This window comes from Acinetobacter sp. ANC 5045 (genome assembly GCF_004331005.1).
In the GTDB taxonomy this organism is placed as follows: Bacteria; Pseudomonadota; Gammaproteobacteria; order Pseudomonadales; family Moraxellaceae; genus Acinetobacter; species Acinetobacter towneri.
Window position 1 is genome coordinate 19,782 of record NZ_SJNS01000002.1, and the last position, 16,729, is coordinate 36,510.

The 16,729-nt window shown below is 39.6% G+C and carries 16 protein-coding genes; 8 read left to right on the top strand and 8 right to left on the bottom strand.

The features are described from left to right. Positions 1–37: 37 nt before the first annotated feature. The 4 genes from E0H79_RS03095 to E0H79_RS03110 all read right to left on the bottom strand — a co-directional run bounded on the left by E0H79_RS03095 (position 38) and on the right by E0H79_RS03110 (position 3,009). On the bottom strand, positions 38–241 hold the full coding sequence (locus E0H79_RS03095) for a hypothetical protein (RefSeq protein ID WP_004970716.1): 204 nt from the start codon (positions 239–241) through the stop codon (positions 38–40). 128 nt (positions 242–369) lie between these two features. After that, a complete protein-coding gene (gene adk / locus E0H79_RS03100; protein ID WP_004970717.1) occupies positions 370–1,029 on the bottom strand; it encodes an adenylate kinase in 660 nt (219 codons plus the stop codon). An 81-nt stretch (positions 1,030–1,110) separates the two neighbouring features. Beyond that, a complete protein-coding gene (locus E0H79_RS03105; protein ID WP_004970719.1) occupies positions 1,111–2,427 on the bottom strand; it encodes a hypothetical protein in 1,317 nt (438 codons plus the stop codon). A 63-nt stretch (positions 2,428–2,490) separates the two neighbouring features. After that, entirely contained in the window at positions 2,491–3,009 is a 519-nt protein-coding gene (locus tag E0H79_RS03110; RefSeq protein ID WP_004970721.1) for a hypothetical protein, read from the bottom strand. Positions 3,010–3,264: 255 nt separating this feature from the next. Here E0H79_RS03110 and mrdA point away from each other — a divergent pair, with 255 nt between their 5' ends. The 3 genes from mrdA to ykgO all read left to right on the top strand — a co-directional run bounded on the left by mrdA (position 3,265) and on the right by ykgO (position 6,144). Beyond that, the gene (gene mrdA, locus E0H79_RS03115; protein ID WP_131260798.1) at positions 3,265–5,355 is read left to right on the top strand and encodes a penicillin-binding protein 2; all 2,091 of its coding nucleotides are present in this window, start codon (positions 3,265–3,267) and stop codon (positions 5,353–5,355) included. Between the two features lie 3 nt (positions 5,356–5,358). Further along, a complete protein-coding gene (rsmD, locus tag E0H79_RS03120; protein WP_004970724.1) occupies positions 5,359–5,916 on the top strand; it encodes a 16S rRNA (guanine(966)-N(2))-methyltransferase RsmD in 558 nt (185 codons plus the stop codon). Between the two features lie 105 nt (positions 5,917–6,021). Next, positions 6,022–6,144: a type B 50S ribosomal protein L36 gene (gene ykgO / locus E0H79_RS03125; RefSeq protein ID WP_131260799.1), complete on the top strand. Its 123-nt coding sequence runs from the start codon at positions 6,022–6,024 to the stop codon at positions 6,142–6,144. Between the two features lie 47 nt (positions 6,145–6,191). Here ykgO and E0H79_RS03130 read toward each other — a convergent pair whose 3' ends face one another. Further along, positions 6,192–6,818 (bottom strand): 1-acyl-sn-glycerol-3-phosphate acyltransferase, encoded by a 627-nt coding sequence (locus tag E0H79_RS03130; RefSeq protein WP_104852321.1) that lies wholly within the window; start codon positions 6,816–6,818, stop codon positions 6,192–6,194. Positions 6,819–7,174: 356 nt separating this feature from the next. Here E0H79_RS03130 and E0H79_RS03135 point away from each other — a divergent pair, with 356 nt between their 5' ends. After that, a complete protein-coding gene (locus tag E0H79_RS03135) occupies positions 7,175–8,005 on the top strand; it encodes a copper resistance protein NlpE N-terminal domain-containing protein (RefSeq protein ID WP_131260800.1) in 831 nt (276 codons plus the stop codon). Between the two features lie 127 nt (positions 8,006–8,132). Here the strand turns inward: E0H79_RS03135 and E0H79_RS03140 are convergent, their stop codons facing one another. Continuing rightward, positions 8,133–9,734, bottom strand: coding sequence for an isocitrate lyase (locus tag E0H79_RS03140; protein ID WP_004977281.1), 1,602 nt, complete (start codon positions 9,732–9,734; stop codon positions 8,133–8,135). 645 nt (positions 9,735–10,379) lie between these two features. On the opposite strand from E0H79_RS03140, the gene E0H79_RS03145 reads away from it, so the two are divergent. From E0H79_RS03145 to E0H79_RS03155, 3 genes are all read left to right on the top strand, one after another. Then, on the top strand, positions 10,380–11,369 hold the full coding sequence (locus tag E0H79_RS03145; protein ID WP_004977282.1) for a LysR family transcriptional regulator: 990 nt from the start codon (positions 10,380–10,382) through the stop codon (positions 11,367–11,369). A 137-nt stretch (positions 11,370–11,506) separates the two neighbouring features. Continuing rightward, positions 11,507–12,835, top strand: coding sequence for a hemolysin family protein (locus E0H79_RS03150; protein ID WP_104852324.1), 1,329 nt, complete (start codon positions 11,507–11,509; stop codon positions 12,833–12,835). Between the two features lie 228 nt (positions 12,836–13,063). Continuing rightward, positions 13,064–13,942, top strand: a complete 879-nt coding sequence (locus E0H79_RS03155; protein WP_004972700.1) for an IS982-like element ISAba4 family transposase — start codon at positions 13,064–13,066, stop codon at positions 13,940–13,942. A 63-nt stretch (positions 13,943–14,005) separates the two neighbouring features. On the opposite strand, the gene E0H79_RS03160 is transcribed toward E0H79_RS03155, so the two are convergent. After that, a complete protein-coding gene (locus tag E0H79_RS03160) occupies positions 14,006–14,224 on the bottom strand; it encodes a hypothetical protein (RefSeq protein ID WP_004973244.1) in 219 nt (72 codons plus the stop codon). A gap of 490 nt (positions 14,225–14,714) precedes the next feature. After that, positions 14,715–16,067: a glutathione-disulfide reductase gene (gorA, locus tag E0H79_RS03165; protein ID WP_096900890.1), complete on the bottom strand. Its 1,353-nt coding sequence runs from the start codon at positions 16,065–16,067 to the stop codon at positions 14,715–14,717. Between the two features lie 329 nt (positions 16,068–16,396). Here gorA and E0H79_RS03170 point away from each other — a divergent pair, with 329 nt between their 5' ends. Next, a complete protein-coding gene (locus E0H79_RS03170; protein ID WP_004973239.1) occupies positions 16,397–16,651 on the top strand; it encodes a hypothetical protein in 255 nt (84 codons plus the stop codon). Positions 16,652–16,729 lie beyond the last annotated feature (78 nt).

A 16,729-nucleotide genomic window follows, 5' to 3' on the forward strand; every position in this document is an offset into this window, starting at 1 on the left:
AATTTAAAATTGCAATCTTTTGCAGATGTGTGATGGTTTATTTATCCTGAGAATCTTCAGACTGACGTTGTTGCTCTTGCTGTTGTTTAAGTTTCGGATGCAATTGATAGTGCTTGCCTGATTTTTTTTCAGCCGAATTCTGAGCTTGTGTGTTGCGCAACAACTTATAGCTCACAAAAACAAGAAAGCCTAAAACGGCAATACTTGCCAATAACATGATGATCACAGCAGCATGTTGCAAAGCACTCTCCCAAACTGAAACAAATAAAAAGAGCCCTAATATGAATCAGGACTCTTTTAAAGTCAAAACAAGCAGCCTGTTTAAACGATTTTATTTTCTTTTAAACAGACTTGGTCTAAGACCTAGACTTATTTTGCTTGGTCTAAAATAGCAAACAAATCTGCTTGAACTTCTTCAATTGGACGAAGACCATTCAATTTGTTATAGCTTGGTGCATTTTCACCAGAAGCAGCACGACCTTGATAGAAGCCAACCAATTGCTCAGTTTCTGAGTGATACGCTTTTAAACGTTTACGAATAGTTTCTTCTTGGTCATCTGGACGTTGAACCAAATCTTCGCCAGTTTCGTCATCTTTACCTTCCACTTTTGGTGGATTGTAAACAAGGTGATAAATACGACCAGATGCAGGGTGCTGACGACGACCAGACAAACGTTGTACGATTTCTTCGTCTGCAACATCAATTTCAATCACGTGGTCGATATTGATGCCTTCGCTTTCCAAGGCTTCAGCTTGTGGAATAGTGCGAGGGAAACCATCAAAAATACAACCATTCACGCAATCTGGCTGCGCAATACGCTCTTTCACTAAGCCAATGATCAGTTCATCAGATACCAAACCGCCACCGTCCATGACGCTTTTGGCTTGTAGACCTAATTCAGTACCTTCACGAATTGCAGCACGGAGCATATCACCGGTTGAAATTTGTGGGATATTGTAGCGCTTACAGATCAACTGAGCTTGTGTACCTTTACCTGCTCCAGGTGGTCCGAGTAAGATAATGCGCATAAAAAAACATCCTCATTTTAACAATGTATTTGACACTCGTTGCATATCAGAGCCATCGCCCTTTACGCAGCCAGCATCCTCTTATAAGAAAGCGACAAACAAATGTATTAAACCAGCAATAAAACCAGTTACACCACCCAAGACAATTAAAATCCACTCATCTTCCTGAAAGGCAGGACGCAAGAGATTCTGGAATTCTTTTGGCGTCAGTTCACGAATACGATCTCTGAACATTTGATAAATTTTCTGTGCACGGCTCGCATTAAAGGCAGGGTCGCATACAGGCACCATCGTAATTTCAATCGAACGATCAATCAAGTCAGTCTTGAGTTTGGCATACTCTTTTGGCCCCAAAGACAACTGTAAAGAGGTACGAACCAATGGTGTTTCCATAATTTCGTTGATGTGGCGTTTGACAATACGGCGGGTTTTGTCTTTTTTACTGCCATACATCATTTCAGTCATAATCGATTTTAACGTAATCAGATCTTCTGTGACTACCGTTGCAAACACATCCGAGACTTCTTCTTGGCGTTTCATGAACGCACCCTGAATATTATAAGTCCCAATGCGTGGAATCACTGGCTTAATCCATGGAAATTGACGATTTTCAGTCAATTTAAAGAACTGCGGATATTTCACGTAATGTGGTTCGACTGGGTTAAATACCATCCAAATCGCAATCCAGTTGGTCAAGAAGCCCCAAATTGCCGCCCAAAATGGAACCGTCCAGTGCCATGGTACAAGAAACCAAACAATCATTTGGAAAATACCAAAGAACATCCCAATCAATGCACTGATATGCCAAATAAAGTTAATTTCTTTTTGACCGACTTTTAGGAACATACGCACCATTAAGCGGCGATCACCTTCCATTTGGCTGACCACCATTTCACGCATATCCACCAAGGATTCAACATTCAAGGTCAGTTCAGTCACCAATTCACGCAGCACACCTGGCAATTGTTTATGCGCCTGTGCGTAAATACGGCGTTTAATCGAATACGGTAGGTTTTCCCAAAGCACAGCATTGCGGTCTAACATGACCTCATCAATTAAGTGCTCAAGTTCAAAACCCACTTGCTCACCAATAATACGCGCCATATCTTCAGGGTCCATAGCATTGAGAAACTCACGCAATGAACCTAATTTTGACAATGTGTTATCGGTAATGATACCTGAAATACGCCCTGCTTTACGCGGTACAATCCCCTGCCATCCCACAGGAATAGGCCCAAGGTGAAAGCCCCAAAAGCTAATTGGATAGAACACCATTTTTAGTGCCATCCACACGTGCGCCCAAGTCACAAAAGCAGTCACAGGAATAATACTGAGCACGGCCCAAAAATCTGGACGATTCAAAAAGGTTTGCCACAACTGATTGACGTACTCAAGCATGCATTTTTTCCATATTTAGTTCTAATTACAAGATTCTAAAGTAGTTAAAAGTCACTATTCTGACTACAAACCCATACTGAGCGTATAGGAAAATTGTAGTCTAGGCTCAGTTTCCGCAATCACTCGCCCTTGTCGATCTTCCAATTTTTCACCTGCGCCAATGCCAACACTAAAGCTACTGATGCGTTCAGGGCTCAGTAATACATAAGCCAGATCAATGCCTGCACCTAAACGCGCTTTTTCTTCACCATCCACCCATTTAGATTCTAGGTGTCCTGCGTAAGCGCCAATATAATAACCATTTTTGTCTTTACCTGTGAGGTGGTATGGGTAACGAAAACCTGTTTGCCCACCGACTTCATGGTCACCATTTAAAAAAGCCCCCGCTTTTAGATAGGCAATGCCATAAGGATTGACCCATTCACCATTCAAATGCAGTAATTTTTGGGTAATACCCGCCCCTACATTCCAGGTTTTTGCGCTATCTGCGCTAATTTTTGCTTCAGGTAAAAAAGTAGTGTTCCCAGCAAAGCTAAAACTTGAAAAGGCAAGTAATGCCACGAAAGAATAGACTTTTGTCATTATTGTCACCAGTGTCCATTTGTTTTAATTTTAAAAACAGTCCTGTTTTCGTGTTTTGACTCTAGCAGAATTGTCAGGATTCTTATATACAGCAAATTACAATTTTGATGTCGCTAAAGTCAAAAAATTAAGATTGCGTCCAACTTCTCGGTTAAAACGGGCAATTCAGTCAAACATGGTTACTCAAAATTGCCAATAGATGCGCTAGAATAGTCCAAATTCTTTCTCCCTCATTTTAGTTAAGCCAATTTTTGTATGAAACAACACTATCCGTTAAAAAATGCTCAGCAAGAGAAGCGTATTTTTCGCAATCGCATCTTTTTTTCGGTGGGTGTTGTGGTTTTTTTCTTGCTGCTTTTGGTGGCACGTTATGCTTATTTACAAATTAGTGGCTACGATGAATTTTCAACTGCATCAGATAAAAACCGCATTCGATTACAACCACTCGCGCCTGCACGTGGTTATATTTATGACCGCAATGGCGTGTTATTGGCCGATAACTACCCTGTATTCTCTGCTACCTTAAGCCGAGCAGATGTTGAAGATATTGATGACACCATTGCGCGACTGACACCTGTTTTACAACTGACAGAAGAAGATATCGATCGCTTTAAAAGTCGGATTAAAACTTCACGTAAAACTGAACGTGTATCGATCAAGCTGAATTTAAATGAATCGGATATTGCCCGTTTTAGTGAAGTTAAATTTCAGTTCCCTGGGGTCAATATTGAAACCCAGATGACACGTTACTATCCGCATGGTGACTTATTTGCGCACGTGATTGGTTATGTCGGGCGCATTAACGACAAAGAACTGAAAGAAATTGACAAAGATGCTTATGCAGGCACCAACTTGATTGGCAAAATTGGGGTGGAGAAATCGTATGAGCACTTGCTACATGGCGTACCCGGCAACGAATCTGTAGAAGCCGATGCACATGGTAATGTGCTGCGCAATTTAGGACGTAAAGACCCTGTACGTGGCAATGATTTGTTTTTGTCATTGGATTATGGCTTGCAAGTGGTCGCCTCTGAACAACTGGCAGAACGCCGTGGTGCAATTGTGGCACTTGACCCACGTACAGGTGAAATTTTAGCTTTAGTCTCCAGTCCGAGTTTTAACCCTAACTTATTTGTCACAGGTATTAGCCATACCGACTACTCTGCCTTACGCGATAATTTAGATCAACCACTCTATAACCGTGCAGTACAAGGTGTTTATCCACCGGGTTCTACCATTAAGCCGATGTTTGGTTTAGGCGGTATTCATTATGGCTATGTCGATTGGAAAACCGCCATTCAGGATTATGGTTATTTCACTTTACCAGGCGACAGCCACCGTTTCCGTGACCATAAAAAAACTGGGCATGGCATTGTCGATATGCACAAAGCTCAAGTCGTGTCGTGTGATACCTACTTCTATGTATTGTCGTATCGCATGGGCATTGAAAAAATGAACGACTGGATGCGTCAATTTGGCTTTAGTGAAAAAACTGGGGTCGATTTACCAAGTGAAAGCACAGGACTCTACCCAAACCCGGACTGGAAAATGCGTACGCGCAAAGCCAAATGGATGAAAGGTGAAACAATTTCCGTCAGTATTGGTCAGGGTGCATTTACCTCGACACCATTGCAATTAGCAATGGCCACCGCCATCACCGCCAACAAAGGATTTAAAGTCACACCGCACGTGTTACGTGAAAGTCGTGGCGCGAAACCATTTAAAGTTCACAATGGTACCAACGGAAAAATTGACTTTAACGGCACAGAAGAAGACTGGATTAAAATGCGTGATGCCATGGTTGATGTGATTCAATCAGGTACAGGTAAAGGGATTAAAGGCGGCTTGCAATATTCAGTTGCAGGTAAAACAGGTACAGCACAGGTTAAAAGTATTGCGCAAGGTAAACGCTATAACGAAGCCTTATTGACCGACCGTCAGCTTGACCACGGTTTATTTGTTGGCTTCGCTCCTGCCGAAAACCCTGAAATCGCAATTGCCATCATTCTAGAAAATGGTCGCGGTGGTTCTGCAGCAACGGCTTTGGCGCGTCCAATTTTAGACTATTGGTTACTGAATAAAAATAAAAAGCCAATTCGTCCATCTGCCGCACAAGTGAGTGGTGGCTTAATGACTGCAGGTTTAAAACCAAGTGAATTGCCAAGTGGTGAAGTCCCTTCATCTACTGCACCAAATACGAATAACGTGAATAATCCGAATACAGCAACCAATCACCCTGCGCTCAACCCAAATCCTTCGCAAACTACTCTGAGTTCAGCTCCAACCAATCCACCTGCAACTGCGCCAACAGCAGTTGTACCCACTAACCCAATTGAGAGCGACTAAGCCATGAAAAATCAACTACGCATTATTGGTGGAGAATGGAAACGTCGTCAGTTGGCTTTTGCTTCAATTGAGGGATTACGCCCTACGCCCGACCGAGTGCGCGAAACCTTATTCAACTGGTTAATGTGGGATGTGCAAAACGCCAAAGTGTTAGACCTCTGTTCAGGTTCGGGCGCTTTAGCTTTTGAAGCCCTGTCTCGCGGTGCGGCACACGTGGTCATGATTGAGCCAAACCGTACACAAGCACAGTTTTTACAGCAAAATTTAGAATTATTACGCGTCAATAAAAGCAAAGCACAATTAAAAGTTTCTACCGCACAACATGCTTTGGCGACACTAAAAGATCAGTTTGATTTGGTATTTTTAGACCCGCCTTATAGTTTAGATTTATGGGAAGAATTGGCAGGGTTGGCTGATCCACTCATTGCGGCACAAGGTCTGATTTATGTTGAAGCAGATCGTGATTTAAACCTGTTAAAATTACCGCAGACTTGGCAAAAAGTTAAAGAGAGCAAAGCGGGAACTGTACGTGCGGGCTTATACCAAAAGATTGTTGTTTAAATTTTCTCCTTAAAAGATACGCGGTAATTTTATGACTATCGACACTTTTCAAGAGTCATCTATTAATGTAATATTATAACATTACATATTGTAGTGTTTATCTTCATGAAAGTTCGTTCATCTTTAAAAAGTGCAAAATCGCGTGCCGATTGTCAAATTGTGAAACGTCGTGGCAAATTATTTGTGATTTGCAAATCCAATCCACGTCTTAAAGCAAGACAGGGATAATCCCCTGTCTTTTAGTTTTGATAGATTATTACACTGAAATAGTGTGCTTATTCTGAATAGTAACGTGTATCGACACTAAAACTTTCAGGAAATTTTGCTTGAACCTGCGCATAAAATGCCATGATTTCAGCCATATCTTTTTCAAAATCACCGGTTGGATGCACAATTTTTCCCACACCCGTTTTCTTTTTTGCGTAATCCATATACGCCAAAGCAATTGGCACACCTGCATTTAACGCAACATGATAAAAACCTGTTTTCCATTGTTCTTGACGCGCACGTGTGGCTTCAGGCGTCACCAACATCACCAATTTAGGATGGTTTTTAAATAAGTCCGTCATGAGCTGAACCATACTAGGTCGTGCTTCGCCTGGTGCTTTCGGACGACGGTCTATACCAATACCTCCCATCGCACGGACAAATGGCCCAAACGGCAATTTCATATAGCTGTCTTTAATGGTCAAGCGAACATTAACGCCCAAAGCTTTAAGCCCTAAGCGTGCATATAAGGCATCCCAATTACTGGTATGCGGTGCAGCAATCATCACATATTGGTCTAATTCCAACGGACAATGATTGTCGATTTCCCAACCCATTAAATTTAAGCTTCGCTCAGCTAACTTTTCAAACACAACCGCATACCCCAAATAAAGTGTGCGAATTTTAGCAAGCATCGACAAATACAAAAGTCTAAAACGACGAATAAATAAACAAATACTTTATAAATGTATAAAAATTTCCTGCACTCATCTTATTTTTGTCATTCCATGCAAAATCATACTGTTTTTGCGCTTATTCATTGCTAGATTCAAGCAAGTTTAAAATGGTAAATATATAAATTTACGCACAGTTTGCTGAGTTATTTACGGTCTAATCCGATGTAATCCTTGAAGTGAAACTTAAAACTTTAAAACATCGGGCTTGTTATGATTTGCTACAAATCTTCATTAAAAATAAGGCAAATTGGCTTTTCAGATACAAGGTGAAAGTTTAAGGTGGCAGCAAGACAAGTTTGAAGTTCAGAACATTTATGCTGAATCGTTATCCGATTGCACTCAGTACACTTAGCTTATTTTTAGTAGCTTGCGGATCAACTGATCCAAGCAGGGAATATCAATCCGCTTTGCCTTCTGAGCCACAAATTACGCCCAAAACTGAAGTTCAAAATTCAGCAACTTCATGGACAGGACAAGCTACAGGTAACTTTAGAGCCTTATTGCCTTGTGACAACTGTGAACAGCATGTGATTCATTTACGCCTGAATGATGATCAAACCTTTCAACTCATCGACATTAAACGCTCGAAACAGCGGCAGCGCGAAAACCAAGTGGCGGGAACGATTCAAGCTGCTCAGGGCAACAATCAGCAAGACAAACAGAACCAACACCCATCGCAAAACACGGCAAATGAATGGTTGCTCAATACAGAAAATGGGCAAGCCTATGCACGTATTCAACTCACAGCTCACGGTCTTCAATTCAGCTTATACAATCAGAAAAAGACACAAAATCAGCAGAAAAATGAAACTCAGGTTTTCTTACATCCTGTAGAAAATATGCAAGTCAGTAATGCCCTGAAGCATGTCGATATTCAGGCTGAACACGTACAAAATGTTGAGGTCAAAGAATTAAACGACCCTGTGATGGCACACGATTATTTTCTGGCAATTCACAATCAATCTGATCAAGCATTACAATTACATGCCAATGACTTAGTTTTGGTCGATCAGCAATATCAAGAATATGCAGCCGTAGTCGATCCGCATTTTTTAGAACCAATTCCTGCACAACAAAAACAATGGATTAAGGTGTCTTTCCATTACCCTGCTTCTGTAGAGGCAGATGTGATCAAAATTAAATAGGTTACAGCTGCTGCATTTCATAAATGAAGGAACATCAATTTAAGGATGTTTCAAAGTTCTTTGACTATTTTAAATAGCCATAAAAAAACCCTGCATCAGCAGGGTTTTCTTTTAAACCATCAAGCGATTACGCGTTGAATTGGTTCATTGTGTTTTTAGCTTCGTCCGCTGCTTTAAGCGCGTTGTCACCAGAGAAAATTTCTTTGTGATCGTCACCGATGTCAGAACCAGCCATTGCTTGGTGTTTAACACAAGCGATACCACCGCGGATTTCTTTACGTTGTACGCCAGCAACATAAGCCAACATACCTTCAGAACCGAAGTAACCTTGAGCAAGCTCGTGAGTAGAAAGAGCAGCTGTGTGGTAAGTAGGCAGAGTGATCAAGTGGTGGAACACGCCTGCTTCACGAGAAGCGTCTGCTTGGAATGTACGTACTTTTTCGTCAGCTTCAGCAGCCAATTCAGAATCGTCGTACTCAGCGCTCATTAATTTAGCGCGGTCGTATGCAGATACGTCTTTACCTTCAGCAACCCAACGGTCGTACGCTTGTTGACGGAAGTTCAGTGTCCAGTTGAATGATGGAGAGTTGTTGTAAACAAGTTTCGCATTTGGCACAACTTCACGTACACGGTTAACCATGTGAGCGATTTCTTCTACGTTTGGAGTCGCAGTTTCGATCCAAAGAAGGTCAGCACCGTTTTGTAAGCTAGTTACACAGTCAAGTACAACGCGGTCAATTTGAGTGCCTTCACGGAACTGGTACAAGCCAGAAGCTAAACGCTTAGGACGGTGTAATTTACCATCACGCTTGATTAGGATTTCGTCTTCTTTCGCTTCAGAGATGTCAATTTCTTGAGTGTCTAAGTAGCTGATGTATTGAGAAGCGATGTCGCCTGGCTCTTTAACTACTGGGATTTTTTGAGTTAAGTCAGCGCCTTCAGAGTCAGTACGTGCAACGATGATACCGTCGTCAAGACCCATTTCTAAGAACGCATAACGTAACGCGTGGATTTTAGCGATGAAGTCTTCGTGTGGAACAGTTACTTTACCAGCTTGGTGACCACATTGTTTCGCGTCAGAAACTTGGTTTTCGATTTGAAGTGCACATGCACCCGCTTCGATCATTTTCTTAGCTAATAAGTAAGTTGCTTCTTCGTTACCGAAACCAGCGTCGATGTCCGCAATGATTGGCACAACGTGAGTTTCAAAGTTGTCGATTTGAGCAGTGATTTCAGCAGCTTTAGCAGTATCACCAGCGTCTTGTGCTTTTTTAAGTGCGCGGAACAAATCGTTTAATTCTTTCGCGTCAGCTTGACGTAAGAATGTGTAGATTTCTTCGATCAATGCAGGAACAGAAGTTTTTTCGTGCATAGATTGGTCAGGAAGTGGACCGAATTCTGAACGAAGTGCAGCAACCATCCAACCAGAAAGGTAGATATAACGGCGTTCAGTAGTACCGAAGTATTTTTTGTTCGCAATCATTTTTTGTTGCGCAACAAAACCGTGCCAGCAACCTAAAGATTGAGTGTATTTGCTTGAATCAGCATCATAAGCAGCCATATCACGACGCATAATCGCAGCTGTATATTTAGCAATATCTAAACCAGTTTTGAAACGGTTTTGCATTTGCATACGCGCAGCATCTTCAGGACTGATGTCTGCCCAAGTGTTGCCGAATTTTGCTTTTAATTCGCGGATTGCATCAATCGCTGTTTGGTATGTAGTCATGATATTGTACCCTGTAATATTATTTAGGATTTATCAATCGAAGGCTAAATCGCGCTTATGCTTGATTGCTCAGATTTAGAGCACTTCGTTACGATGAATACAGAGTAGAGTGACTGAATGAATTAATCCAATATTCTCGTGTAATTCTCGGTATTTTTTAAAAAAATGTATAGATCAAAGTCTTAATTCACAAAAACAATAAAAACACAACATATTGATTTTAAAAACCTTATTTAGAAAATTAATCAAATATCTTTGCTTACAAATTCATCTCTGTGCCGATATTTTCTGCATTAGACTTAAGTCTTGCATTTCATAAAAAATGCTTGCATTGGCGATTTCTGCCATTTTTTAGCAAAATTTTGCTGCTTTTCAGCGCAATGTAAGTGCATAAGTTTCATACAAAATAGAATCTGCTATCAGTTCTGCCAATGCTTTTAAGTGTTTTTGCATTTAAGATTAAAAAGTATAGATGCAGTACTAGGCAACCTACATTTCTTTAGGAAATAATGATGGGGCTGGCTGTTTTTATTCAGATTTTTTGCTGTTTATCTCGTCGATTTTTTCATCATAATTTATACACAAGCCTTACGGCTTATGGCATAATTCCAATAATTTAGTGATTTTATTTTCGGTATTTATTTTATGAATCTGGAGCGGGTTGATCTTAATCTATTAATTTATCTTGACGTCTTACTTCGTGAAAAAAATGTAACCCGTGCTGCAGAACAATTGGGCGTTACCCAACCTGCGATGAGTAACATTTTACGTCGTTTGCGCAATTTATTTAATGATCCCCTGCTGATTCGTTCTTCTGAAGGCATGACGCCAACTGAACGTGCCTTAGAATTACAACCGCGTATCCGCGATGCCTTATCTGACCTCTCTATGATTTTGGAGCCGCGTACTGAGTTCCGCCCTTATACTTCAAATCGTGTATTTCGGATTATGACCTCCGATTACGCAGAAGCCACATTAGTCCCACGCTTGGTTAAAGCTTTACGCTCTGAAGCACCTAATGTGGTATTAGACTTTTTAACCCCGAGTGATGTGTCTTATCGCGACATGGAACAAGGTAAAGTCGATTTGGCGATTAACCGTTTTAATGAAATTCCACAAAGTTTCCATCAGGTTTTAGTTTGGCGTGATAGTTTTTCTTGCCTGCTCAATCACAAACACCCTGCTGCCAATAACCTGAATTTAAAAAGTTACTTAGATGCACAACATATTTGGGTTTCTAAAACAGGTATGGGCGTTGGTTTTGGTGTGAATCCAGAGAAACAAGCGGGACTGGGTTGGATTGATCAAGCTTTAGAGCGTATTGGACAAAAACGTAAAATTTCGGTGTTTACCCGTCATTATCAAATGCCTGCACTACTCGCGTCTAATGTAGATTTAGTCGCAACCTTACCTACACGTATTGCGCGCTTACAAGCCAAAAGCCAAAGTTTACTGATTAAAGACCCACCATTTTATATTCCAGAATTTGAATTAAAGATGGCATGGTGTCCGTTGTTACATCATCACCCTGCACACCGTTGGTTACGCCAATTGATTTTATATGTAGCGCGCCAAATGATTGAAGAAGAAAACCGTGAGTTTTTACTGAATAACTCTCAATTTTCAGCCTATTAATTAAAAATTCACTGAACTTATTGGCACAAACGCTTATACTCAGATGAGGAATATTTCGATATTCCTCATTGTTTAATCATGATTTAATAAAGATTCAAATTGTTATATTTAAAATAATATAATCCACAGGTGGATTCGTGAGCCTCTTCCAGAATATTGTTATTATCCTCATCCTCATTGTCGGAGCTGGTTTTTTATCGCTGACTGAAATTGCGTTGGCTGGTGCACGTAAAGTTAAACTGAAAATTCTAGCCGAATCAGGCGATGAACGTGCCCAAAAAGTTTTAGACCTACAAGAAAACTCAGCTGATTTTTTTGCTGCCTCACAAATTGGCTTAAACGCAGTTGCCATTTTAGGTGGTATTTTAGGTGAAGGCGCATTCCGTCCTTATTTTTACAACTTAGTTGTGCGCTTCTATCAAGGACCATGGGCTGAAACGCTTAGTTTTGCCTTGTCATTTACCTTAGTGACTTCGCTGTTTATTTTATTTGCCGACCTAATGCCTAAGCGTTTGGCAATGATCGCCCCTGAAAAAATTGCGGTATCGGTGATTAATCCGATTCAAATTTTTATTCGGATATGCAAGCCTTTGGCATGGATGATTAATGCGATTGCCAACGTGCTGTTCCGTTTATTTAAAGTAAATACCACGCGCGAAGACAATATTACATTTGATGATATTTCTGCAGTCATGGATGCAGGCGCTCAAGCAGGTGTTTTACAAAAGCAGGAACATCACTTTATTGAAAACGTGTTTGAACTTGAAGAACGTAACGTGCCTTCGAGTATGACTACACGTGAAAATGTGGTGTTTTTTACCCTAAAGGAATCTGAAGCCAGTATTCGTCAAAAACTTGCAGAATATCCTTATTCCAAATTTTTGGTCTGTAGCGAAAATATTGATGATGTTATTGGCTATGTCGATGCCAAAGATATTCTGGTCAGAATCCTCAATAATCAATCTTTACTGCAACTGAATGAAAGCACCATCCGCAATGTATTGACCATTCCAGATACACTCACGCTGTCTGAAGTCTTAGATCGTTTCCGCTCGACAAAAGAAAAATTTGCCGTGGTGATTAATGAATATGCTTTGGTTGTGGGCGTGATTACCCTGTCTGATATTATGATTACTGTGATGGGCGATTGGGTAACACCTATTGAAGAAGACCAGCAAATTATTAAACGTGATAACAATTCTTGGCTGATTGATGGCAGCACGCCAATTGAAGACATTAAACACGCGCTGCAAATTGATGAAATGCCAGATGATGAAAATTATGAAACCATTGCAGGTTTTATGATGTATAAGCTGCGTAAAATCCCTCGCCCTGCCGATTCTGTACTTTTTGATGGTTATAAATTTGAAGTGGTCGATGTCGATCATTTTAAAATTGACCAACTTTTAGTAACACGAATTGTAGAAACACAGGAAATACAAAACAACACTGAAGCAGATGGATAGTGAAATTCACTGTATTCGTGTGGGCTTGATCTGCATCCAGATTTTCTAGCATTCATAAAAAAAGCACCACATCAAAATGAAGTGGTGCTTTTTTCAAACCTGAACAGATACATCTGAAATTCAGCTGAATATCTATTTAACCCGAATTACGGATAAGAAAAGCCCTTGAAAAAAAGGTAGTTAGAGCCATTTAGAAAGTTACGACACAACCCAAAGGCTCTAACTACCATGTACGATTTTACAGAAATTTTTTGTATTGTTGATGATTTTTTCAAAAAATTTGAACCCATCTATTGGCAATTTCTCAAGCAAGAAAACAAACGTCAACGTATCAGACAAGCAACGCTATCTTTATCAGAAATTGTGGCTATCTCCATCTACTATAAAACATCTCAAGTACATAATTTTAAGATGTTTTTTAACTTGCTTTGTCAGTTTGAAAGCAAACTCTTTAAAGACTTGCCTTGTTATAAAAACCTGATTACCCTCATCAATCAGCACCAACTTGCTATTCATGCTTTGCTTTATGCGTTGAGCCAAAAAGATGAAAGTTCATATTTATGGATTGATTCAACACCTTTACCTGTTTGTAAAAATAAAAGAATCCCTAAAGGTCATCATGCTTTAGATGAGATTGGTTCTCGTGGTAAAAGTACGATGGGCTGGTTTTATGGTTGCAAATTACACTTGCTGATGAATCAAGAGGGTGAAATTGTAAATTCAGATTTATCAAACGGACATATTGCTGATCTTAAAAAAGTTGAGGATTTAGTGAATGGCTTATCAGCAACGGTCTATGGTGATAGAGGCTACATTAGCCAACCATTGAAAGAAACACTTAAAGAGCAAGGCATTGATTTAATTACTTATCCAAGAAAAAATATGAGAGTGACCTTATTGCCATTTTCTGATGAATTTCATCTACGACAACGTAAAAGAATTGAAACATTGATAGGATTATTGAAAGAAAAATATCACTTAGTTACGAGTAAACATCGTTCGATTGCTGGTTTTTTAGCAGGCGTATTTTCTTCACTATGTGCGTATCAACTTTGCCAAAAGAATAAGCCTAAAATTCATGTGATTAAATCTTTGGCTTATCCGTAACTGGGGTTAAATTACATATTTTATGCAATCTAGTTGAGTTGAATAGTCATTTCAGACTAAAACTTAATTAACCCGATGTGGTAAACGGAACATTTCATGCGTATCGGTATAAAAACTGCGACCATCTAAATTCAGTTCGATTTCCTGACCACATTCCAACAACACATGTTTTCCGACTTCGACCCATTTAAAACCATCACGGGTATTTTGCTTTTTCTTTGATGCCACCAAAGACACCATAATTTCACGACCATTCACTGCTTTCGCAAGCATTGTTTGCATTTTTTTCAATATTTACACCAATTCATTTATAACTTACACATCAAGCTCAAATTAAAATTTTGAGCATAGTTTTTTTAATACAACAACATTCATCACACTTAATTTGCAGTGCATAAAATAAATGCAGCACAGCATGATGATGAATAACTACGAGAGAATAGAGATATTTTTATTGTACAAGTTACACTATAACATAGATTTAAAGTCTTTGCAGCATCGGCTACAAATTTGTAAAGATAAACTTAATAAAACAAAAATTTCTTAATCAAACCTTAATCATTTTCGTGAGATAATCTACCCCAGACACAATGGATGGTGTTTGATCGCACAAGCCCACTTCGGTGGGTTTCTTATTAGGCTAACTAAATAACGATAACAAACTTTATCTTTCTGACGTTTATCTTCTGATTTTTTATCTACAAATTTCAAAAATAAAAAAGAGTATGGATTTTTTTAACCCATACTCTTTGTGTGCGACTACGCTACTCCATTAGCGCATAGTCACAAATTCTTCTGCAGCAGTTGGATGAATTGCGACAGTATTGTCAAAATCTTGCTTGGTCGCGCCCATTTTGACCGCGACTGCAAAACCTTGCAAAATTTCATCCATGCCATAGCCAATACCATGCACGCCCACGACTTTCTGTTCATCACCAACGCAGACCAATTTCATTTTAGACACTTGACGATGCTGAGTTACAGCCGTGTACATTGAGGTAAAAGAAGATTGATAGACTTTGACCTGATCTTGCCCAAACTGTTCAATGGCTTGCGCTTCACTTAAACCCACCGTACCAATAGGCGGATGACTAAAGACCACCGTGGCAACATTTTGATAATCTAAATATTCATTTGGTTTGTGATTGAATAAACGTTCAGACAATTTACGTCCTGCGGCAACAGCAACGGGTGTCAGCTCAATTTTTCCAATAATATCGCCCACCGCATAAATACCTGCTTGGCTGGTATTTTGGAATTGATCTACTGCGATATATCCTTTTTCATCAATCTGCACATTTGCAGCAGCCAAGTTCAATGCTTGTGTATTTGGTTTACGTCCAACTGCCCAAATCAGACAATCGACCTCATGCTGTGAACCATCTTCAAGATGTAATAACAAAGACTGATCCGCTTGGCGAGTGACTTTCTTTGGAATGGCTTGCGTATGCACTTGGATATGTTCATCACGCATACATTCAAGTAATGTTTCACCTAAAAATTGATCTAAACTACGCAGCGGCAATTGTTTACGAATAAACAATCCAACTTCTGAACCCAACCCATTTAAAACACCTGCTAACTCTACGGCAATATAACCCGAACCGACAATTGCCGTGCGTTTTGGTAATTGTTGCAATTCAAAGAAACCGTTTGAATCAATTCCTAGCTCTGCCCCTTCAATATCTGGACGTGTTGGCTCAGTTCCTGTGGCTATTAAAATGTGATCTGCAGTGTATTGCTGCTGATTTACTTCAACTGTTTTTTCATTTACAAAACGAGCAAAGCCCTGAATCACATCAACATTGTTTTTAGCTAAACCTGATTGATACGATGCATGGATACGCTGAATATAAGCTTGACGATTTTGAATTAACGTATTCCAATCATGCGATTTTAATTCAGTATTAAAACCATAATCTGGGCCGTATTTTTGAATAGCATCGGCGATTTGCGCAGAATACCACATCACTTTTTTAGGCACACACCCCACATTGACACAAGTCCCGCCCAAATCTGCAACTTCAATTAATGCACATTTTTTACCATATTGCGCCGCGCGATTGGCCGAAGCAATACCACCACTTCCTGCCCCAATTACCAAATAGTCATAATGTTTAGCCATTTCATGCCTCAATTTTTCGTGATTTTTTAGATACTCATCTGCAGAAATTCAGCGCAGAAAAACATTCATTTTCATCAAAACTAACACATAAAACTGCATTTCCCAAGTCAGCCATATTGTCTAAATACACAAAATCGACACACTGTCATTCAATTGATTTCACTGCCAATAAAACTGACTATTCACTTAAATTTTACGCTTTTAAGGCTATAATATAAATTTGATTTTTTATCATTGGGGTCAATGTGAAGCAGTGGGTTTACGTTCTGATATGTAGCTTTATCACTTTCGGCTGTTCCCCATCCCAACCGTCAGATCAAGCCCCAAGCATGTTTGATGAACTCGATCTCATCAATACCAAAATGAATGAAATCTTGCTTCGCGATTTAGATAACTATTCTGCAGATGAGCGCAAACATATTATTTGTGAAGAATATACGCAGATTTACAAACATGAATATATGCCAATTGTACTTAAAAATTCTAAACCTGAAGATCGGCAATATAACGAGAAAAAATTACTTGCTGAATTAAATGAAACTTACACCAACTATAAAAATGAATATCAAATTCGCTGTGACTAAGCTAGATTATTTTTAATGTATTCCAGCCACAAAAAAGCCATTTCAACGAATTGATGAAATGGCTTTTAGTTTTTTAAC